Source organism: Leucobacter komagatae (assembly GCF_000834055.1).
Classification (GTDB): Bacteria; Actinomycetota; Actinomycetes; order Actinomycetales; family Microbacteriaceae; genus Leucobacter; species Leucobacter komagatae_A.
Map to the genome: position 1 here is coordinate 1 of NZ_JXSQ01000009.1, position 19,938 is coordinate 19,938.

Consider the following 19,938-nt stretch of genomic DNA (forward strand, 5'->3'; position numbering starts at 1 on the left):
GTGGAACGTCCGCTCGGTGGGCGTCGAAGTGGATCGGGAGGTGCGCGGAGATCGCCGTTCCCTCCCCGGGCGAACTCTCGACGTCCAGGCCACCGCCGAGCTCGCGGAGGCGATCGCGCATGAAGCGCAGGCCGTAACTCGATGAGGCTGGTTGCCTGTTCCGCTCCCACGAGGAAGCGTCGAAGCCGGTGCCGTCGTCGATGATGTCAAGACGCACCGAGTCGCCCGCATCGATCAGGCTGAGCACGACCCGGGTCGCGGCCGCGTGGAGCCGCACGTTCGCGAGCGCGGACTGGGCGGATCGCAGCAACCCAACCTCGATCTCGGTTGGCAGCAGCGGGATGCTCTCGTCGACGTGGAGTTCGACCTGCAGCCCGGTCTCCTCGCCAGCGCGGTCGAGCATGCGCTGTAGCGCCGCGGCGAGCGCCCCGTGTTCGAGTTCCGCGGGAACGAGCTCGGCGACGATCCGCCGCACGTCAGCGAGGCTGTCGCCAGCGAGCGACTCGATCTGGGTGAGGGTGAGCTCGGCCGCTGGATCAGCAGTGCGGCTGCCGCCAGCGTGGGCGAGGAGGCGGATCGACGACAGCGCCTGCGCGATCGTGTCGTGGATGTCGCGCGAGATGCGGGTGCGCTCGGCGATAGCGCCAGCCTCCCGCTGCGCGGCGGCGAGCTCGTCTTGCAGCTCGGCAAGTTCGGCGTGCGCCTGGGTGAGCGAGGCGACGAGCCGCTCGCGTTTGTCGGCCTCGCGAAGCAGCTGGAGGTAGCCGCGGGAGATCCCGTACGCGAAGACCCCGCCGATGAGCGGGCCGAACACGTTCGCGTAGCTCGTGCCGCCGTGGTGCAGGATGGGCGCGACAACGACGACCGCGAACACGGCACCCGAGAACACGAGACCCCACCCGAGCGGCAACAGGTGACCCGCGAGCAGCCAGAGCAGAAACGCGAGCCAGACGAACTCGGGCGAGACGGCGACGGCGGCGATCCACACCGCGGCGAAGCCGACAAGCCACCAGGTGACGCTGCTTGCTTGGGCGCTCGCCGCGGTCGTAGCGCGGGCGCTCGCCGCAGCGGCCCGGCGGGGGATGAGCGCCCCTGCCGTGTGCCAGGCGAGGATCGCTACGCCGGCGATGATTGCAGCGGGGGCCGCGACGCCGTCGCCGAGCGCGCGGATGACGCCGATCACCGTGAGCGCGACCGCGATGAGGTGCTGGCCGATCGCCATCGCGCGAACTGTCGGCTCCGAGGGGCGCGCGGCGGAGACGTCAGCGCGCGCCAGCGGCGCATCTACGAGGCTCATGGGTTAATTCTCTCTCTTCGCTGGCACTCGGGTGAGCTTTCCCGGCAACCAGATGCCGTCGCCGACCAAGCTGAAGATCGCGGGGACGATCACGGTGCGCACGACGAGCGTGTCAACGAGCACGCCGATGCCGACGATGAGGCCAAGCTGGCCGAGCGTCACGAGCGGCAATACCCCGAGGGCCGCGAACACGGCGGCGAGCACGATGCCCGCGCTCGTGATGACGCTGCCTGTGTGCGCGACGGCCTCGACCATTCCGGCGCGGGTGCCGAGCTTCCGAGCCTCAGACCGCGCCCGGTGCACGAGGAAGATCGTGTAGTCGATGCCGAGGGCGACGAGGAACAGGAAGGCGAGCAGCGGCACCTGCAGGTCGAGCGCGTGCTGGCCAAACAGCACCCGGCTGAGCCAGGCGCCGGCGCCGATCGCCGCGACCGCGCTCGCGAGGTTCACGAGCAGCAGCAGCGCCGGCGCGACGAGGGAGCGGAGCAGGAGCATGAGCACGAGGAAGCTGATTGCGAGCACGAGCGGCGCAATGAGCAAGAGATCCTGCTGGTTGCCGTCGCGCGCGTCGAGGTCAGTCGCTGTCGCGCCGCCGACGTGGGCTTTGTCGAGCTCCGGGCCACCCGGCACGGCGTGCACTGCGTCCCGTAGCGCGGAAATCTGCTCAAGGCTCGCTGTGGTGCTCGGCGCGTATTCGCTCGTCACCATGATCTTCGTGAGCGTGCCGTCTGCGGTCTCGCCGACGGGGTGGGCGCGCACGACGCCCTCGACGTCTTTCGCTGCAGCGACGACGTCGCCCGCGCTCCCGCTCGCCGACACGATGAAGATCGGTTGGGCCTCGCCGGGCGGGAAGTGCTCCGAGAGCACCTCGAGGCCGGCGGCAGACTCGGACTCGCCGCGGAACTTCTCGACCTGGTCGAGCCCGACGGAGGTGCCGATGAGACCCGTCGCCATCACGGCGAGCAGCGCGAGGCCGGCCGTGAGGCTGACTGCGGGGCGGTGCGAGACGCGGGTGGCGATCGACCGCCAGACGCCGCCGGTGCTGGTGCTGGTGCTGGTGCTGGCCTCGGTCGTGCCGCTGCCAGCGCCTGCCGGGCGGGGAATGAACGGCCAGAACACGCCGCGGCCGCACACGGCGAGGAACGGCGGCAGCGCGAACAGCACGGCGGCGAGCGCGATGACGAGCCCGATCGCCGAGGAGACGCCGAGGCCGTGCGTGCCGGGGATCGCAGCGAGCGCGAGCGTGAGCAGGGCAGCGACGACGGTGACGTTCGACGCGAGGATCGCGGGGAGCGTCTTGCGCCAGGCGGTGCTGAGCGCGGCCCGGTGATCCTCGGTGCGGAGGAGCTCTTCGCGGTAGCGGGAGATGAGCAGCAGCGCGTAGTTCGTGCCCGCGCCGAAGACGAGCACGCTGATGATGCCAGCGTCGAACTGGAGGTCCCATGCCGCACCGGCCGCCGCGGTCACACGCCCAGCGAGGCCGTCGGCGAGGGCGACGACGATGAGCGGAACGATCCACAGCACGGGGGAGCGATACGTGACGATGAGCAGCACCGCAACGATGAGGATCGTCACAAGCAGCAGCGTGAAGTCGGCGCCCTCGAAGGCCCCTGCGATGTCGGCGCCGAACGCGGGCCCGCCCGTCACCTGGAGGGAGAGGCCGGCGGGTGCGTGCCCGGCGATGTCTGCGCGGAGCCCCTTCACGATTTCTGCGGTGTCGGTGTTCGTGTCACCGACCTTGATCGGGGTGACGAGCAGCGCTGCCCTCCCGTCGTCGCTGACCATCGGGCCGCTCGAATCGGTGTCCGCGTGCGCGTCGAGCACGGGGAGCAGCTGCTCGAGCGCCGCGGTGTCGTTCGTGGTGAGTTCGCCGCCGTCGTCGCGGGAGGCAACGACGAGCACGGACTGGCGGTCGGCGTTCGGGAACTGCGCGAGGAGCTCGCTCGTGAGGGCCGACTCCGATGTCGCAGGCGCCTGGGCGTTGCGCGCAGGCGCCTGCGCTGACCCGAAAACGCCGAACAGCGCGACGAGCGCGATGAGTACGACGCCGAGGGAGATCCAGGCGCCGCGGCGGGACGTGAGCGCGTCGGAAAGATGTCTGCGTGAGGAGGAATCGGCCATGACATCAACTTCACCAGCGCGCGCCAGTTGCGGCATCGGGGGCGATGCTGAACTTCTCGTCATCCAAAAGGATGACGAGAAGTTGCGGGGGAATCGACCTGGCCGGGGGACCGGCACCACGGCAAACGCCAAGGTTTCGCGGGTACGTTCTGCCGCATGCGCATTTCGGTGCTGTTCGGTGGCGAGACGGAGGAGCGCGACGTCTCGGTAGCGAGCGCCGCCCAAATCATTCCCGCACTGCGGTCGCGCGGGCACCGGGTGCTCGCGGTCGACACCGTCTTCGGTGCCGTGCGCGAGGCCGATGAGCCTGAGATTCTCTCGGTCGGCGTTGGGCACGCGCCCCCTTCACCAGCGAGGCTCGCCCCGGCAAGGCGGGCGGGGGCCGCACTGCGGATCCCGCAGGCGGTGCGACAGAGCGACCTCGTGTTTCTCGCGCTGCACGGCGGGTCGGGGGAAGACGGCAGGCTGCAGGCGCTGCTCGACCTCGCAGGCGTCCCCTACACGGGCTCCGGGCCGCTCGGCAGCGGACTCGCAATGGACAAGGATGTGAGTAAGGCGCTGCTGCGGGCCGGAGGCCTTGCGACGCCTGACTGGCTCATCGCTCCCGTCGCGCCAGGGATCGTCGAAGCGCAGCTCGGCTTTCCCGTGGTCGTGAAGCCGACCGCGCAGGGGTCAACTGTCGGGTTATCGCTCGTGCGCAACGCCACAGAGCTGCCGGCGGCGGTCGAACGCGCGGCCGAACACGGCAGCGTGATGATCGAGCGCTTCGTTGCTGGCCGTGAGCTCACGGTCGGGGTGTTGGCCGGGGAGCCGCTCGCTGTTGGTGAGATTCACCTCGGCGAGCTCGGCGTGTTTGGCTACGCAGAGAAGTACCAGGCGGGCGCGGTGACCGAGGAATTCCCCGCTGCGCTGCCAAGGTCCGTGAGCGCGGGCGTGCGGTCCGCTGCCGCCGCTGCCCACCGGATCCACCGGCTCGACGGCTACAGTCGGTCGGACTTTCGGCTCGACGCGGCCGGCCAGGCGTGGATCATCGAAACGAACAGCCTGCCTGGCATGACGGCAACGAGCCTGCTGCCGCAGTCGGCTGCCGCTGCCGGGATCGACTATGCGGAGCTGTGTGAACGGATCTGCCAGGAGGCGCTCAAGCGACAGGGCTGAGAGCAGCGCGGCTGAGCGCAGCAGGGCTGAGCGCGGCGCGCGGGGTCGGAACTGCTGCGGAGACAGGTCTGCCCCGAATGTACACAACTGGAATCGCCTAACCGTACACTCGGGGCAGAACGCGCGTGGGGAGGCCCGCGCCAGGCTCGCCGCCCGCTAGATGGCGAGCGCCAGGTCGTCGAGGTCGTGCACCGAGCGGCCCTCAGCGAGCGCGATCTCGTATGCGGCGACGCGCTTCTCGTCGATCTGCGTGTTCGTCGTGCCGCGCTTCCAATAGCCGAAGACGGCGACGTCGTCCTTCGCGAGGCCGTTGTCGTTGCGGAAGAACGAGCGGATCGCCCGCATCTCGTCGCGCTCGCCGGCACCCCAGACGACCACGGAGGCTGGCTCCTGCAGTGTCGCGAGCTGCTCGGTGAAGCCCGTGCCAGGCGCGATGCGGGTGAGCGTGAGGCCAGGAAGCACGGGCAGCTCGGCGAACGCGCCCTCGTCGTTTGTCGCGACCCAGCCGCGGCCCGCGAGCTGCGGGTCGGCCTGCTCGAGGATCGCGTAGAGCGCGGGGAGCGACGTCGCATCCGCGAAGATCACCGCGTCGCGCCCGCCAGTCTCGGGGATATCGAAGTGGGGTCTTGGCCCGCCGAACTTGACGGTGTCACCGACCTGCAGCGTGTCGATCCACTGCATCATCGGGCTCGTCTCGCCGTGCTTGACCACGTCGACCTCGATCGTCTCGGCGGCCGCATCCGCTGAGCGCACCGTGTAGACGCGGGTCGAGGTGTCGAAGCGCTCGTCGAGGTAGAAGCGGATCGCGACGTTCGGCACCAGCCAGTTCGGCTCCGTAGCGAGATCCGGGATCCGCAGCACGACGCGGGCGAGCTGCGGGGTCACGTCGCGGAAGGAGACGACGGTCGCGCGGCCGAGCTGGAGCCCGCGGTTGTGGTCGTCGGACTGCGTCGCCTTCGGGGTGCCCTGCTGAATCGGCTCCGGGGCCTGTTCGCCGGTGGTGTTCGTCATGCTGACTCCTGTTCTGCCACGAGCTGTGACTCGCTGGCGGTTGGGGTGAGGGGTGGATCGGGGAGCGCGCTCGGCTGCGCGCTCGGTCGCGCGCTCGGCCGCGTGTCGCGCGGCACGATGAGGGGGCGGCCGGTCTCGGGATCGGGGAGCACGAGCGCCTCGAGGTCGAAGACCTCGCGAAGCAGCTCGACGGTGATGAGCGTCTCGGGCGGACCCTGCGCGACGATCGCACCGTCGCGCATCGCGACGATGTGGGTCGCGTAGCGGGCCGCGAGGTTGAGATCGTGGAGCACCGCGACGAGTGTCCTGCCGCCGTTGTGGAGCCGCGAGCACAGGTCGAGCACGTCGATCTGGTGGGAAATATCGAGGTAGGTTGTCGGCTCGTCGAGGAGCAAGATCGGGGTCTCTTGGGCGAGCGCCATGGCGATCCACGCGCGCTGCCGCTGCCCGCCGCTGAGTTCCTCGACGAGGCGCTCGCGGTGCGCGGTCATCTCGACCTCGGCGAGCGCCGAGACGACCGCGGCCTCGTCGGCCGCGCTCCACTGCTGCAGCAGGCTCTGATACGGATTCCGCCCGCGCGCGACGAGATCAGCGACGGAGATCGCCGTCGGCGTCGCCGGTGCCTGCGCGAGCGTGCTGATGCGCCGCGCGACCTGTTTGGTGCGGATACCAGCAAGATCCTTACCGTCGAGCGTGACAGCGCCCGTGCTCGGCTTGAGCATCCGCGAGAGCGCACGCAGCAGCGTCGACTTGCCGCAGCCGTTCGGGCCGATGATGACGGTGAAGCCGCCTGCCGGAACGGCGAGATCAAGGCCCTCGACGATGGTGCGCGCACCGTAGCCGAGTGACAGCGACTGCGCGGCGAGGCCTGCGCTGGCGGCGTTCGATGCTGCGGGTGTGCCGAGAAGCTGTGGTGCCCGTGGCCGTGGTGTTCGTGGCTGTGGTGTTTGCGATAGCGGCATGTGTGTTCCGTTCAGATGCGGCGGGCGAGAAGCCAGAGCAGGTAGACGCCGCCGAGCAGGCTTGTGACGAGGCCGACGGGGGTGCGCATGCCAACGTCGAGGTTCTGGGCGAGGAGGTCGGCGCCCGCGAGCAGCACGGCACCGACGATTGCGGACAGGCCGACGAGCACTCCTGGCACTGGCGCGAGGTGGCGGGCGATGTGGCCCGAGGCGAACGCGATGAACGCGATGGGGCCGGCGACCGCGGTCGCGGCGGCCGCCGCCGTCACACCGACGAGCATCGCGATGAAGCGGGTGCGTTCGACGCGCACGCCGACGCTGTATGCGGCATCGTCTCCCATCTCCATGAGCGCGAGCTTGCGGCCAAGGACGAGCATTAGCGGGGTGACGATGACGAGGGCTGCGAGCGTGAGCCACGCGTGCGTCCAGCCGCGGCCGAGCAGCGATCCCGACCCCCAGAGCTGAGCGACCATCGCGTCGTTGATGTCGGCGCGCGTGATGAGGAGCGCCGAAAACGCGCTCACCACTGCGCCGACCCCGATGCCGACGAGCACGAGCCTGAGCCCGCCAGTGACGCCGTCGCGCCGGGCGAGGAAGTACACGGCGAGGGCTGTGACCATTCCGCCGATGATTGCGGCGAGGGCCGTCGCGAGCATGCCGCCGCCGAACACGATGATCTGGAACACCGCCGCCGTCGCGGCGCCCGAGGTGAAGCCGATGATGTCGGGGGAGCCGAGCGGGTTTCGCGAGATCGACTGGAAGACGGCGCCACTCATGCCGAGGAGCGCGCCAACGAACGCTGCGGTGAGGGCGCGCGGCAGCCGCCTGCCGAGCACGCTGCGCTCGAGCGACGGCTTCGCGTCGCCGGCGAACACGGCCGCGAGGTCGCCGAAGCCGAGGCTGACGGTGCCAACCATGAGCGACGCGACGATCGCGGCGGCGAGCACGAGGAGCGCGATCGCGCCGACAACGATGAGCCGTGGGCGAATGCGGATCGAGGTGCCAGCGATGCGCAGCACCGGCGTCGAGATCGCGGTCACAGTGCGGCAACCTTTCGTGAGCGGACAAGGGCGACGAAGAGTGGCCCACCGAAGAGCGCCGCGGCGACGCCGGTCTGAAGCTCCGCCGGTGCGACGGCGATGCGGCCGAGGGTATCGGCGACGACGAGCAGCGTCGCGCCGAGCAGCACGGACGCTGGGATGAGGCGGCGGTGCTCATTGCCGGTGAAGAAACGGGCGATGTGCGCGGCGCCCAGGCCGATAAACCCGATGGGTCCGGCCGCCGCGGTCGCGGCTCCGGCGAGCAGCACGACGGCGAACGCGACGCCGATGCGCGCGGCAGTCGTGTTCGTGCCGAGCCCGGTTGCCACGTCGTCGCCGAGCGTGATCGCGTTGAGCGGGGCGACGAGGGCGAGGCTCGCGAGAATGCCGACGGCGATGAACGGCAGCACCGTGAGGATCACATCGAAGTCCCGGCCCTGGAGCGAGCCGATCGCCCAGAACCTGAAGGCGTTGAAGGCCGGCTCGTTGCTCAGCAGCACCATCTGTGTGAGCGCGCCGATGACGATGCTCACGGCCGTGCCGGCGAGCGCGATCCGCACCGGCGTGCCAGCGTTGCCGCGCGCGCTCCCGAGTAGGTAGACGAGGGCGGCGGCGGCACCCGCACCGACGAAGGCGAACCAGATGTACCCGCTGACGCTCTGCACGCCGAGGAACGCGATCGCGATGACGACGGCGAGCGAGGCGCCAGCGTTGACGCCGAGGATGCCAGGGTCGGCGAGCGGGTTGCGGGTGACCGACTGCATGAGCGTGCCAGCGAGGCCGAGGGCCGCGCCGACGACGACGCCGAGGAGAATTCGCGGTACGCGCGACAGCACGACGACGAGGTGGGCGTTGTTCATCGGGTCGTAGGCGAAGACCGCCTCGACGACGGTGGCCGGGTGGATCGGGTTCGAGCCCAAACCGATGCCGATCACGGCGGTGACCGCGAGCAGCGTCGCTGACCCCACCATGAGCAGGGCGGTGCGGCGCGCGGCGGAGCGCCGGGGGCGTGGTGCCCCGGCGCTCCGCGTGACCGCGGAGTGAGCGGTGTCAGCCGTGTCGGCGGTATCAAGCACTCGTTAGCCCGAGAAGGTGTCCACGAGCAGCTCGACGGTCAGCTTTGCGCTGTAGTAGTCGAGGCGGAAGGACTGCGGTCCCATGGTGAACACCCGATCGCTCGTGATGGCGGGGAGATTTGCGAGCAGCGGATCCTTCGAGAACTCGGCAACCGGGTCGCCGCCGAGCATCGCGACAATCATGATCGTCTCGGCGTCGGCGAGCCCGTCCGGCGCGTTCTCGCTCGTGAGGATGCCGACGCGGCCGCCCTGGCCCTCGGTGAGAAACTCGTCCTTCGGCGGCTGGTAGTCGAAGCCGAGCGAGCTGAGCAGCATCGCCTGCGGGCTGTCGGGTGCGAACGGCCACGACCCCTCCGCGCCCATGTAGATGAGGGCGGTCGTCGGCTGCGGCGGCAGCGTGAGCTTCTTCGCCTCGCCGGCGACCCACGCGTCGTAGTCGGCGAGCACCTCGGTGGCGGTATCCTCCAGGCCCGTGATCTCGGCGAGTTGGGTGGTGAGCTCCTGCCAGGTTGCGTCACCGTAGTCGAGGAGCACCGTTGGGGCGATCTCAGAGAGCTGCTCGTATGCGTCCAACGCGTTGTCGCCGCCGTTCGCTGAGCCGATGATGAGGTCGGGCTCGAACTGGTCGACGGCGTCGATGTCGAGCTCGAGATCCTTGTAGGCAACCTCGACGCCGCGTTCGACCGCGACGTCGGCCCACTGCGTGAAGAAGCCGTTTTCGTCGGAGAGCGGTGTGACGGGGGCCGCGCCCGTCGCGACGAGCGGCGCCTCGATGGAGAGCAGCCCGCCGGTGACGGAGGGCGCGACCGACACGATCCGCAGCGGCTGCTCGTCGATCGTTGTGGATCCGGCGGCGTGCTCGATCGTGCGCGGCCAGTCGCCGCCCGATTCGCTCGCGGTGTCTGCGGCCGCTTGCTCTGGGGCGGTCGAACTGCAACCGGCGAGCAGCAGTGCTGCCGCGGCTGCGGCGGCGACGAGAGTGGGCAGGCGTCTAGCCATGCGGAGGACCTCCGGGGTGTCTAAAGTTGAGTGACGGCACAGCGGTGCGCGCTATCCTCAAAGTTAGCCAAGCCTTACTTTCATCTGTTGATTGGAAACGACACCGTGTTACCAGCCGTCACGCTGCCGCCCGTTCGCCTCTCCGAGGCCATGCTCTACGCCGTGCTCAGGGGATCGGCCGCCGTGACAGTTGGCGGATCGGCGCACACCGTCAGCGCAGGATCGGGGCTGTGGGTGCCGGCAGGCGAGCTCGTCGGGGTGACGCCGGCCAGCGGCGCGATCGTGCTGCCCGTTCCCGCAGGTGGCTCAGGCCAGACCCTACCTGCCCTCGTGCGCGTCCCCGAGCACGGGAACGCGGGGCTGCTGCACGCCTTCGCGCACGCGCTCGGACACCTCGACGGGATCCGCAGCCCGACGCAGCTCGAGGTACGGGGCGCGAGCCCCGAGCCGTTGCCCGCTCCGCCACCGCCCCGCGATGAAGCGCTCCGCGCCATCGTGGAGCTGCTCGCGAGCGCCCCAGGGCTCGGCCTCGCGGCGGCCGTTGAGGCCGCGGCGCCCGGGTGGAGCCCGCGCACGGTGCAGCGCCGGTTCCAAGCGGAGACCGGGTGGACGCTCACCGCCTGGGCGCGGCGGCAACGGATCCGCATCGGCGCGGAGCTCATCTCCGACGGCCGCGACCTCGAGTGGGTCGCAAACCGCGTCGGCTACGAGAGCCTCGCGGCCTTCACCCGCGCGTTTGCGGAGGCCACCGGGCTGACACCAGGGCAGGGGCGCGCAGGTTCGAGCGCCGCCTGCATGTACGAGACCCTGGCAGAACTCGGGCGGCAGCCGGGCCAGGCTGACGGGGCGCGACGCACCTGGACCCGGGTGAACGGCGCGCACGTCGCCGTGTGGTCGGCGATCGGCTGCGCCGAGCTCGTCGTCGGAGGCCGCACGCTTGCGCTGGGCGCGGGCGAGGCCGTCGTGATCCCAGCTGGGACGCCGAACGAGTTCCGCATTCCCGTTGGCACGCTGCTCATGCCGCTCGGCTACCGCTCGGCCATGACCGGTCCCGTCGGCGCGCCGCTCAGGCCCGCCCGCATCGGCGGCGTCGAGCAGCCGGGCATGCTCGAGGCGATCCTCGCGACCTACACGCGCATTGGGGTCGTCGACGTGGATCCCGATCGCGGATTCGCCGCGGTGCTCGCGGGCTCGGAGCGCGCGGCCGTCACCCCCGAAAGCGAGCTCCTCGGCCGCGCGGCGAACCGCTTCGCGCGCGAGCCCGAGCTCGGCCTGCCAGCCGCGGCCGCACGCCTCGGCACGAGCGAGCGTGAGCTCTGCGCCGCCGTCGCCTCGCAGACGGGGGAGCAGTTCGCGGCCTGGCTCAGGCTGCTGCGCATGACGCGGGCCCGTAACCAGCTCGGCGACGGCGAGACGCCCACCGAAATCTCGCGCGAGCTCGGCTACGCGCACCTACCCGCGTTCTCGCGCGCCTTCCGCGCGGTGCACGGGGCCGGCCCGACCGTGCTCGGGGTGCCAAACCTGCGACCCACCCGCGCGGCGTGGGGGCGCGAGATGCGGGTGCCGGCCTCCGCGCTCTGAGCGCTCGGGCGGTTCACTTCAATCGCAGCAGCGTCTCCGTGTCAGTAACTTCGATGACGTAGTCACTGTTTTCAGGCCAGCCAGGGGATCGGTCGGTGACCGACGTATGCGGCGCCATATCCGCGCTGCACATCCGCTCCGAGTCTGGGATGTCGCTCGGCTTGGTGCCGAGGACGATGGTGGAAGGGGGCGGCCCTCGTAGCTCCGTGATCACTGCGGGGCAGGAAGAGCTGCCCCATGTTGTCACCTCGATCCTCCCGTCCGCCAGCCAGGACACCCCGAGCTCGCCCGGAAGCAGTCCGCCCTCTCGCAGCAGCGGGACGGGCTCTGCTTGGGGTGGATCCGTGGTGTCCTCGAGTGCGGGTGGTGGGCCGGCTCCGGTGAGGGAGCTGCAGCCGGAGACGGCAGCCGAGAGGAGCGCTGCCGCAGTGCACGCGACCAGCGCGTAGCGAGAGTGCACCATGCGTTTCATGAGAGCTGATCCCCGTACGTGACCGGTGTGTCAAGGTTGGACCGCCAGGGTAGCCCGCGTTACTGAGTGTGCCGTGAGACACGGGTGGGTATCGAGGGCGGGCCTGTCGAGAACAGGCCCGCCCTCGCCGCTAGGCCTCCGGCTTCTCTGGCGCCGGCTTCTGCGCGTGGGGGAGCGTGCCGTAGATCTTGCCGAGCACGAGCCGCTCGCACAGCGTCCACGTTGTCGTCGTGGCGAGGTAGAGGGCCGCTGCGAGCGGCACGATCGCCGCGATGAATACTGTGATGAACGGCACGAAGCTCATCATCTTCGTCATTCCCGAGAGGTCGGGCATGCCCTCCGGAAGGTTGGCGGGCTTGGGCGCGGGTGCCTGTGTCGGCGGGGTGAGGAGCCTGCGGGAGACCTGGGTGACGACCCCGATGAGCACCATGATCGCGACGCCAACGAGGGCGTGGGTGAGCGAGATGGTGCCGCCGAACAGCTGCGGGGCGAGCCCTGCATCGAGGGGGATCCCGAGGAACGACTTCGTGAGTAGCTCGTTCGGGTGGCCGTCGACGTCGGGCAGGATGAACAGGCCGTACACGGCCATGAGCACCGGCATCTGTGCGAGCACAGGCAGGCAGCCGGCGAACGGCGATGCCTTCTCAGTCTGGTAGAGCTCCATCGTCTTGCGCTGGAGCACCTCGGGGTTCTTGTACTTCCGCTGCAGCTCGGCGAGCTTCGGCGCGATCCGCTGCCGCGCGAGCGTCGCCTTCACCTGCGAGCGGCCGACGGGAATGAGGAGCAGTCGCACGGCGAGCGTGAGCAAAATGATCGCGACGGCCGCGCTCTGCGCGCCGGCGACGGGTTCGATGAGATCGCTGAGCGTCGTCACGAGCCAGTAGGCCCCGCGGATGAGCAGTTTGATGGGGAGGAACTCGTAGATGTTCATCGCGCACCTCCCTGTGCGTCTGCTGCTGCTGGCGTCGCTGACGACCCGAAGGCCGACTCCCGCCTGGAATGGGTGTGCATGATTCGTCTCGTTTCGTTCGCTGGTTCGGCGGCGTTGGTGCCTCGGGCGAACGAATTTCCGCGCGCTCGTGTGAGCTGGCCTGCGCGCGTAGGCGCCGGCGGGAATGCGCGGTCGGTCGCTCAGCCGAGGGCTGAGCGAGCGTGGCTGGGTGCGCGCGGCAGCGCGGCACCGGCGGTGCCGGGATCCTGCGGGAGGCTGAACGAGCGGAAGATGGCCGAACGCTGTCGGCGGAAACACTGGGGGAGGGCGAGCACAAAGACTCGTCTGCGCGCGCACACGAAGGCCGTGAGGGCGGGAGCGAGCGCAAGCACCCCGACGGCGCCGAGAAGGATCGCCTGAACGGGCGACTGCGGCTGCGAGGTGCCGAATACGACGAGGAGCGTGAGCAGCACGAACTGGGTCATCATCCAGAGCGATAGCAGCATGCGCAGCACCTCCGATCAGTTCGATCCGCGCGATCCGTGTGTTCCGGATCTAAGCCTACCCGCCAGGGGTGGCAGATGGCGCGCAGGCTGCCAACACAGGGCGGCCGGCCCACGCTCGTGAACCGGCCGCCCCGCGCTCTCACGCGGCTGAACTAGCTGCCGAGGTCGCCGCTCTGGCGGCGGCGGCCGTAGAGCAGGAGGCCCGCGGCGACGAGGAGGATCGATCCACCGGCGACCGCGATCGGCCAGCCGAAGTCGAGGCCCGAGTCGGCGAGCGGGCCGCCTTCCCCAGGCTTCACAACGGGTGGCGCGGTGGTGTGCTTCGTGTAGTGGTAGCGCACGGTCGATACGCCCGAAGTGAATTCGCCCGTGGTCGCGCCGTCGACCCGCACGAAGTCATAGCCATCGAAGGCGAGCTTCTCGGTCGTGTAGGGGTCTCCGATCTTGCCCTTCAGCGAGATCGGAGCGCGGAGCTGAGCCCCGTGCTCGTCGACGTACTCGACCTTCACCGTGCCCGTCTCGACGGGCGCTGCCTGCTTCTTGTAGTAGTAGCGCACCGTCGTCGGTTCCGCGGTGATCGTGCCGCTCGTCGATCCCTCAACCCGCACGTAGTCGTAGCCGTCGAAGGTGAGCTGTTGCGTCGTATAGTCGGTGCCAACGTCGCCCGTCGTGACCACGGGGTCGCGGAGCGGATCACCGTTCTCGTCGAGGTACTCAGCGGTGACCGTGCCGGTCTCGACTGCTGGCGCCTCCCAGATCGCGTAGAGCCGCAGGTTGCCAGCGGGAATCGTGATCGTGCCTGCCGGGTAGCTGTCCCCGCTGCCGTCGGCCTTCGTGTTCCATTCGACGAACGTCTTCCCCGTTGGTGGCGTCGTTGGTACTGGCTCGGTTGTCGTCTCCGATCCGACGGTACCGACGGTCCACACCATGGCGGCGTCAGGGCGCTGCACGATCCGCTCGCCGTCGAAGGGCGACGCGGTGTAGTCGGCCCAGTCGCCGCCGTTGGGGTCGTAACGAACGAATGCCTGCTGCAGTGCGCCTGCGTCGGCTGGGTCGTCCACCGGGAACTTGCGCTGGTCGGTCGTGACCGTCGACGTGCCGTCGCCAACGTTGTCGGCGAGGCCGGTGAGGAAGCCGTCGTCGGCCGGGTGGAACAGGAAGGTGCCAGGGGTCTGAGCTGTTCCCGTGCGCGAGTCTCCTGCGACCACGCCGCTGCCGTTCGCCGCTGGCACCGCATCGTCGGCACCGAGAATCGCCGCGCGGTTGATCACGCTGGGGTCGATCGCTGTTCCGTTGTCGACGCCGACGTTGGTCGCGTGCACGTCGTAGGTGAACGGCATGAAGTCCCCTTCGTCGCCGTCCGCCGGGAGCTGCGCGCGGTCGGCGAACAGCGGCAAGAGGTCCGCGCGCGTGAGGGCGGGGGCGCCAGGCGAATCGTCGATGGCCGACACCGTGTCCTCTTCGGCAGGGAGCGTCTCGATGCCACCGCGCGCGGAGACCTGCCTGTAGGCGCTCGACGGTGCGGGCGAGCCGTCATCAAGCCCGACGTCGTTGCCGACGAACAGGTTGTGCGAGAGCGTGAGCGGCTGTGCTTGGAGGAAGGCCGTGTCGCCGGTCGCCGAAACGGCCCCGCCTCGCTGGTGGCCGAAGAGCGAAGTGCCCTTGTGGGCAAAGTTGTTCACGAAGGTGTTGTGTTCAAGCGTGAGCGGTGTACCAAACGCCTCGATCGCTCCTCCGCCGCTCGTGTCGTCGTACGTTGCCTGCTTCCCCTCGGCACGGTTCGCGTAGAACGTGCTGTTCTGGATCGTGGCCTCTGAGCCGTTGCCCGACTGGATGAGCAGCGCGCCGCCCTCGTCCCCGGCCACGTTGTTGCTGAACGTGGTCCCCGTGATGAGGGTCTTGCCTGACTGCTGGCCCTCGATGGGCATCTCATTGACCGCGATCGCGCCACCGTCGTTCAGCGTGCTGTTGTTCGCCGCGATGGGTACCCGGTTTTCGGAAAACACGCTGTCGTGAACGGTGAGGGATCCCTCCATCTGGTGGAAGGCGATCGCGCCGCCGCGAGTGAGGGAGACGTTCCCGGTAAAGACGGAGCGTTCGATCGTGAGGTTCGTCTTCCGCTGCGGGCGGAGGGCGCCACCGGAGAAGCCCGACTGTGTGCCCCAGTTCTTGTGCATCGTCGTATCGGTGATCGTGGCGTTGATGCCGTTGGGCAGCTCGATGGCTGCGCCGGCCGCGGAACGGTTACCCATGAAGCTCGAGTTGCTGACGGTAAGCGTTGCGACACCACCGAGCGCGAGCCCGGAGGAACCGTCGATTCCGGCGAACGTGGACTTGCTCACGTCGACCGAGGTGACCTCGCGAATGCCAACGCCGCCGCCGGGGGTTCCCCCGGCCTGGCCTGCCGGGTCGTCGGAGTTGTGGCCCTTGAACGTGAGCCCCGTGACAGTGACGGTTTGCGACTTGTTGCCGACGAGGTCGATGTGTCGCCCGTCTGCGCCGGCCTCCTTGGTGACGGTTGTGCCCTCGCCCGTGCCTGCGAGGGTGAGGTCGACCCCGGCCGGGATCGTGATGGTCGGAGACGCTCCGACGGGCGCGAAGTCCGCCGCGAACGTGATCGTCGAGGGACCGGCCGCAAGGGCCTCGACGGCTGTCTTGAGCTCGCCAACGGAAGAGACCGTGGAATCCGCGGCAAGAGCGGGGCTGCTCGTGCCGAGCATTCCGGCGATCAGTGCCGCGGCGATCCCGCCTGCAAACAGTGTTCTTGAGGGTTTACGCTCCACGGTGACTCCAATGCCCCTACTCACTCGATGAGCGTCACTGCCTTTTACCCCAACGCAGGTGACGCGCACACTTCATGTGGCCGAGCGCGCGTGAGAGATTGCCCTCGGACTATGCCAACTATCTGACGAAATCAGCTATCAGTCAAGCTTGTGCATCGGAATGAGTTTCACTGGGTTAGCTATGTGCTTGAGATCGAGGGGGAATTAGACGATGCTGCGGAGGGCCCGCTTCACGATACGTGCGGTTTCAGGTGTCGGGCTCTCGCCGATCCACCGCGCGCACAGTTGCCGCGCCCACTCCGGCGCTGACTTCGACGCGTCGTTGATCCAGTTCGCGACGGAATCCTGCACGTAGCGCGAGGAGTCGGAGCGGAGCGGCTCGAGCAGTGACTCACCGAGGTGAGGATTGCTCTTGAACTCAGCGATGTGGGAGGCCCAGACACCGCGCGGCCTGAGCGACTCGCTCGCGAAGCGGCGCACGTTCGCCGAGGGGTCAGCAGTCCACGGGGCGAGCAACGTGATTGCGCCTGGAAGGTCCGCAACGAGGCGCGGCCGCGCCGCCATCCAGACCCACTCGCGCACCGTGAATCGCTCGTCGTCGGCGAGCGGTTTGAGCGCGTTGAGCAGTTCCGCCGCGGCCTGCGAGGTGTTCGCCGCGGCCGCGAAGCACCACCAGCCGCGAACGGTGTCTGACGGGTGGCACGCGAGGGTCACAAGCTCCTCGGGGGAGAGACGCCGCGAGAGGGCTGCGCCGATAGCCGCCATGCGCTTCAGGATCCCCAGCTCCTGCGCGCTCGCGACCGCCGCAGTCAGCTCAGGCGATGCCGACGGCACGGCAGCCACGAGGAGCACCCGGTGATCGATCGCGAGCGCCTCGGCGAGGGTTTTCGCCTGCGCGGTTCCCGCGTTGAGCGCCGCAAGGTGATCGCGCGCGATGTCGCTCATCCGGCTCGCGCCAGGAGCCGGTTTGGCGCTAGCCATGCGCTTGCCCGCTGTCTTGGAGGTTGCGCTGGATCACCGCGAGGGCATCAGCCGCCTCACCCGCTGCGGCGGGGGAGAGCCCGCTCGCTAGCTGCCTCAGCCACGAGCCGTAGACGGGACCGATGCGGACGAGCGCATCGTGACCTGCCGGAGTGAGGGTGATCGCGCTGGATCTCCGGTCGCCCGGTATCGTCCGCCGTGCAACGAGCGCCTGACGTTCGAGGCCGTCGAGGAGCCCGGTCACTGCGGCGCGGGAAACACTGAGCTGATCGGCGATTGCCGCGGGCGTCGCACCGGGCTCGCTCGCGACGACGAGGAGTACGCTGAGCCGCCCCTCGGTGAGGTCGAACTCATTGAGCTCTGCCGCGCACGCACGGTCAATGAGCGCGGCGGTGCGCAGCAGCGCCATGACGAGGGCGGGGCCGGCCTCGGGGATTGCGTCGGGCGGCGTCTGCTCAGGGTCGCCGGAAAGCCCAGCGTGAGCGAGCAGCAGCGCGTGCTTGTGGTCCATTAACGATTTCATTAATGGCCATACTATTCACCGGTTAACTACATCTCGCTGTGAGTTGCTTGCGCGCGGCGCGCGACGAACTCGAGCACCATCGAGGCGACCGGCTCAGGGCTCTTGATGATCGCCTCGTGGCCGCGATCGGGGATCTCCTGGTACTCGGAGTCGGGGAGCGCGTCAGCGACCTCCTGAACCCAGTCGCGGGGGCACACGTGATCCGTCTCGCCGCGCAACACGAGCGTCGGCGTCGTGACGTCCGGGCACACGTCCTCGATCCGGTGATCAAGCATGAGGCGCAGCTTGTTCGCGAACCACAGGGGGCTCGTCTTCGTGTACTCGAGGACACCCTCGAACAGGACCTTCGGCGACTCGCCGTAGAGATCCTGCACCATGCGGGCAGCCTGCTTGGTTGCACTGCGCTCGTGCCGGTTAATCGTCGGCGCAATGAGCACGAGCGTGTCGATGAGCTCCGGATGCAGCTTCGCGAGCTCCGCAACGATCTGCGTGCCCATGGAATGCCCAACGAGCGTGACCTGCCCGGTCGCATCCTCGGTGATGAACGCTCGGATGAGCTCTGCGCTCTCCTCGATCGTCGCAGCCGTCCCCGGTTCGGGTGAGTCACCGAAGCCCGGCAGGTCTGGCACGAGCACCCGGCCACGCAGCGAGAGCACCTGCGCGACCTCCTCGAAAACGATCCGCCCCATGCCAATGCCGTGGATGAGTACAAAGGTGCGGTCAGCTGGGCCAGCGAACTCCGAGTACGTCATCGTGTAGTCGCCGCGCTCGTACGTGCGATCTGCGTGTTCCATGCTCATACGCTACCGTCGAACCGGTCGCCCGCGTCGGATCCGCGCCCCCGAGCCTCGTCGCCCCGGGTTCCTTCCCCCAGCGCCACTCCCACGTCTTAGCGTCAGTTTGCGCCACGTTGTGGGCCGAAAGTGACCGATTCGCGGCGCAAAGTGACCCCAACTCGCTAGATCCTGCCTACCTGTCTCCCTTCCTGGCTTCTCGCCTGCGGGCGCGCGGGGCCCTTGCGAGCTCATGTCAGCTGGTGTGGAGTAGGGGACATGAACAACGAGCAGCACACTCCGCACTCGCCCTCGGCTGCAACCCAGGCCCCGAACGTCGGGGCAGAAGCGAGCCCCGGGTTTCGTGCCCCGGCTGAGCCCCCGAGGCTGAGCGCCGGCACCGGTAATCCCGCCCAGCACGCGGCATGGCGCGAGGTCGACGGCTACTTCAACGACGCGTTCCTTTCGGAGGACGCCGCACTCGTCGAGGCTCGGCGATCCGGAACGAACACGACAATGCCGGGCGCGGAAATCGCGCGCAACCAGGGCGCCTTCCTCAGCATGCTCACGCAGATTTCAGGGGCCCGACGAGTGCTCGAGTTCGGCACACTTGCCGGCTATTCGACCATTTGCTTTGCACGCGCGGTCGGCGAGCGCGGTGCCGTGACAACGCTCGAACTCTCGCCGGAGAACGCCGAGGTAGCACGCGCCAACTTCGTGCGCGCCGGAGTTGAGGCGCGGGTGCGGGTACTTCTTGGGCCTGCCGCCGAATCCGCGCAGCACCTCATTGACCAGGCGGTCGAGCCCTTCGACCTCGTCTTTATTGACGCGGACAAGCCGAACAACCCCAAGTACCTGGCGGCAGCGCTCGAGCTCACGCGGCCTGGGGCTGTCATCGTGATTGACAACGTCGTCCGCGGCGGAGCCGTAATCGAGCCAGGCAGCGTCGATCCGGCAGTGCTGGGCGTGCGGCAGGTCGTGAGCGATATCGCCGACGATGATCGGCTCGAGGCGGTCGCGCTGCAGGCCGTTGGGGAGAAAGGCTGGGACGGGCTTGTCGTAGCGCGCCGGCGCTGACGCGACACCCGGTTCTTCGTCGCCCCGGGTCGGCGCCGGGGCCGGGGCCGGGGCCGCGAGTCGGCTGCAACCCTGTCGCAGGCGACGGTGGTCCCCGTAGGGTGGGGGTATGGGGGATTACGTACCACAGGGGCTTTTCTGGTTTTCGCTCGCGCTCATTAACGCCGGACTCGCGGAGCAGAAGAACCGCTCCCGATTCTCGTGGTTTCTCCTGAGCCTCGTGTTGGGGCCGTTCGCGACGTTCTACGTTGTCGCAACCGCGGCCCCCGCGGCACCCGCCGGGTCGCCTGCTCCCACAGCTTCTGCTGCGGCCGCGGTGCCGGGGGCAGGAAACGCTGCAGGCTCCGGCGGCGAGGTCAACTAGCTGCCGCTACTTGGGGGCCTGCCCTTCGAACTGTCCGAGCGCGCCGCTTTGGTCATCAGGCTCCGGGGTGGGGGATGCGCGCGCCCCGCAAATTCTGCTGAGAGCAGAGGTGCAGCTCGGGCGGCTTACTGCGGGGTTACGATCAGGTATGGCTGAGCAAACACACGGTGACGCGCGCCCGGGCCCTCTGAGATCTCCGAGTTCTACGGGATCTCCGAGTTCCAGGCACTCCCCGGGTTCCGCAGTTCCCGAGGCCTCGAGTGACGCCTCGCCCGTGGGCGAC

18 protein-coding genes are annotated in these 19,938 nt (G+C 69.0%); 4 read left to right on the forward strand and 14 right to left on the reverse strand.

Features of this window, described 5'->3' with window-relative positions; translation table 11 throughout:
* Together SD72_RS08115 and SD72_RS08120 are read right to left on the reverse strand one after the other, a co-directional pair.
* Window positions 1-1,297, reverse strand: a 1,297-nt coding sequence (locus SD72_RS08115; protein WP_042543959.1) for a sensor histidine kinase, incomplete at its 3' end; no start/stop codon positions are given.
* Window positions 1,298-1,300: 3 nt separating this feature from the next.
* Window positions 1,301-3,418: an MMPL family transporter gene (locus tag SD72_RS08120; protein ID WP_042544037.1), complete on the reverse strand. Its 2,118-nt coding sequence runs from the start codon at window positions 3,416-3,418 to the stop codon at window positions 1,301-1,303.
* A gap of 156 nt (window positions 3,419-3,574) precedes the next feature.
* Between SD72_RS08120 and SD72_RS08125 the strand changes: the two genes are divergently transcribed.
* Window positions 3,575-4,576 (forward strand): D-alanine--D-alanine ligase family protein, encoded by a 1,002-nt coding sequence (locus SD72_RS08125; protein WP_042543960.1) that lies wholly within the window; start codon window positions 3,575-3,577, stop codon window positions 4,574-4,576.
* A 156-nt stretch (window positions 4,577-4,732) separates the two neighbouring features.
* Here SD72_RS08125 and SD72_RS08130 read toward each other — a convergent pair whose 3' ends face one another.
* The 5 genes from SD72_RS08130 to fepB are packed head-to-tail and all read right to left on the reverse strand — an operon-like array spanning window position 4,733 to window position 9,664.
* Complete coding sequence (locus SD72_RS08130) at window positions 4,733-5,587, reverse strand: siderophore-interacting protein (protein ID WP_084766977.1); 855 nt, start codon at window positions 5,585-5,587, stop codon at window positions 4,733-4,735.
* Window positions 5,584-6,549, reverse strand: coding sequence for an ABC transporter ATP-binding protein (locus tag SD72_RS08135; protein WP_084766981.1), 966 nt, complete (start codon window positions 6,547-6,549; stop codon window positions 5,584-5,586). Before SD72_RS08135 ends, SD72_RS08130 begins: the two co-directional genes overlap by 4 nt.
* Window positions 6,550-6,560: 11 nt before the next feature.
* The gene (locus tag SD72_RS08140) at window positions 6,561-7,589 is read right to left on the reverse strand and encodes a FecCD family ABC transporter permease (protein WP_232299697.1); all 1,029 of its coding nucleotides are present in this window, start codon (window positions 7,587-7,589) and stop codon (window positions 6,561-6,563) included.
* Window positions 7,586-8,665: a FecCD family ABC transporter permease gene (locus SD72_RS08145; RefSeq protein ID WP_042543961.1), complete on the reverse strand. Its 1,080-nt coding sequence runs from the start codon at window positions 8,663-8,665 to the stop codon at window positions 7,586-7,588. The genes SD72_RS08140 and SD72_RS08145 overlap by 4 nt, the downstream gene beginning before the upstream one ends.
* A 3-nt stretch (window positions 8,666-8,668) precedes the next feature.
* Entirely contained in the window at window positions 8,669-9,664 is a 996-nt protein-coding gene (gene fepB, locus SD72_RS08150) for a Fe2+-enterobactin ABC transporter substrate-binding protein (protein WP_042543962.1), read from the reverse strand.
* An 87-nt stretch (window positions 9,665-9,751) separates the two neighbouring features.
* On the opposite strand from fepB, the gene SD72_RS08155 reads away from it, so the two are divergent.
* Window positions 9,752-11,245 (forward strand): helix-turn-helix domain-containing protein, encoded by a 1,494-nt coding sequence (locus SD72_RS08155; RefSeq protein ID WP_198141913.1) that lies wholly within the window; start codon window positions 9,752-9,754, stop codon window positions 11,243-11,245.
* A gap of 13 nt (window positions 11,246-11,258) precedes the next feature.
* Here SD72_RS08155 and SD72_RS08160 read toward each other — a convergent pair whose 3' ends face one another.
* The 7 genes from SD72_RS08160 to SD72_RS08190 form a co-directional block, all read right to left on the reverse strand.
* The gene (locus SD72_RS08160) at window positions 11,259-11,708 is read right to left on the reverse strand and encodes a hypothetical protein (protein WP_042543964.1); all 450 of its coding nucleotides are present in this window, start codon (window positions 11,706-11,708) and stop codon (window positions 11,259-11,261) included.
* A 139-nt stretch (window positions 11,709-11,847) separates the two neighbouring features.
* Window positions 11,848-12,648 carry a YidC/Oxa1 family membrane protein insertase gene (locus tag SD72_RS08165; RefSeq protein ID WP_042543965.1) on the reverse strand — a complete coding sequence of 267 codons (801 nt, stop codon included), beginning with the start codon at window positions 12,646-12,648 and terminating at the stop codon, window positions 11,848-11,850.
* Window positions 12,649-12,848: 200 nt separating this feature from the next.
* Window positions 12,849-13,154: a hypothetical protein gene (locus SD72_RS08170; RefSeq protein WP_157000510.1), complete on the reverse strand. Its 306-nt coding sequence runs from the start codon at window positions 13,152-13,154 to the stop codon at window positions 12,849-12,851.
* Between the two features lie 152 nt (window positions 13,155-13,306).
* Window positions 13,307-15,961: a MucBP domain-containing protein gene (locus SD72_RS08175; protein ID WP_157000511.1), complete on the reverse strand. Its 2,655-nt coding sequence runs from the start codon at window positions 15,959-15,961 to the stop codon at window positions 13,307-13,309.
* 180 nt (window positions 15,962-16,141) lie between these two features.
* Window positions 16,142-16,918, reverse strand: coding sequence for a DNA alkylation repair protein (locus SD72_RS08180; RefSeq protein WP_198141914.1), 777 nt, complete (start codon window positions 16,916-16,918; stop codon window positions 16,142-16,144).
* Window positions 16,911-17,429, reverse strand: coding sequence for a MarR family winged helix-turn-helix transcriptional regulator (locus SD72_RS08185; RefSeq protein WP_052492556.1), 519 nt, complete (start codon window positions 17,427-17,429; stop codon window positions 16,911-16,913). Before SD72_RS08185 ends, SD72_RS08180 begins: the two co-directional genes overlap by 8 nt.
* A 38-nt stretch (window positions 17,430-17,467) precedes the next feature.
* The gene (locus tag SD72_RS08190; RefSeq protein WP_042543968.1) at window positions 17,468-18,235 is read right to left on the reverse strand and encodes an alpha/beta fold hydrolase; all 768 of its coding nucleotides are present in this window, start codon (window positions 18,233-18,235) and stop codon (window positions 17,468-17,470) included.
* 258 nt (window positions 18,236-18,493) lie between these two features.
* Between SD72_RS08190 and SD72_RS08195 the strand changes: the two genes are divergently transcribed.
* Both SD72_RS08195 and SD72_RS08200 read left to right on the forward strand, forming a co-directional pair.
* Window positions 18,494-19,291: an O-methyltransferase gene (locus tag SD72_RS08195; protein WP_084766985.1), complete on the forward strand. Its 798-nt coding sequence runs from the start codon at window positions 18,494-18,496 to the stop codon at window positions 19,289-19,291.
* 109 nt (window positions 19,292-19,400) lie between these two features.
* Complete coding sequence (locus SD72_RS08200) at window positions 19,401-19,655, forward strand: hypothetical protein (RefSeq protein WP_042543969.1); 255 nt, start codon at window positions 19,401-19,403, stop codon at window positions 19,653-19,655.
* Window positions 19,656-19,938 lie beyond the last annotated feature (283 nt).

Bases quoted from the DNA above. Each gene is read 5' to 3' on its own strand.
- SD72_RS08120 (WP_042544037.1), bottom strand. From the start codon at position 3,418: ATGGCCGATTCCTCCTCACGCAGACATCTTTCCGACGCGCTCACGTCC.
- SD72_RS08125 (WP_042543960.1), top strand. From the start codon at position 3,575: ATGCGCATTTCGGTGCTGTTCGGTGGCGAGACGGAGGAGCGCGACGTC.
- SD72_RS08130 (WP_084766977.1), bottom strand. From the start codon at position 5,587: ATGACGAACACCACCGGCGAACAGGCCCCGGAGCCGATTCAGCAGGGC.
- SD72_RS08135 (WP_084766981.1), bottom strand. From the start codon at position 6,549: ATGCCGCTATCGCAAACACCACAGCCACGAACACCACGGCCACGGGCA.
- fepB (WP_042543962.1), bottom strand. From the start codon at position 9,664: ATGGCTAGACGCCTGCCCACTCTCGTCGCCGCCGCAGCCGCGGCAGCA.
- SD72_RS08160 (WP_042543964.1), bottom strand. From the start codon at position 11,708: ATGGTGCACTCTCGCTACGCGCTGGTCGCGTGCACTGCGGCAGCGCTC.
- SD72_RS08165 (WP_042543965.1), bottom strand. From the start codon at position 12,648: ATGAACATCTACGAGTTCCTCCCCATCAAACTGCTCATCCGCGGGGCC.
- SD72_RS08170 (WP_157000510.1), bottom strand. From the start codon at position 13,154: ATGCTGCTATCGCTCTGGATGATGACCCAGTTCGTGCTGCTCACGCTC.
- SD72_RS08180 (WP_198141914.1), bottom strand. From the start codon at position 16,918: ATGGCTAGCGCCAAACCGGCTCCTGGCGCGAGCCGGATGAGCGACATC.
- SD72_RS08185 (WP_052492556.1), bottom strand. From the start codon at position 17,429: ATGGACCACAAGCACGCGCTGCTGCTCGCTCACGCTGGGCTTTCCGGC.
- SD72_RS08190 (WP_042543968.1), bottom strand. From the start codon at position 18,235: ATGGAACACGCAGATCGCACGTACGAGCGCGGCGACTACACGATGACG.
- SD72_RS08195 (WP_084766985.1), top strand. From the start codon at position 18,494: ATGAACAACGAGCAGCACACTCCGCACTCGCCCTCGGCTGCAACCCAG.
- SD72_RS08200 (WP_042543969.1), top strand. From the start codon at position 19,401: ATGGGGGATTACGTACCACAGGGGCTTTTCTGGTTTTCGCTCGCGCTC.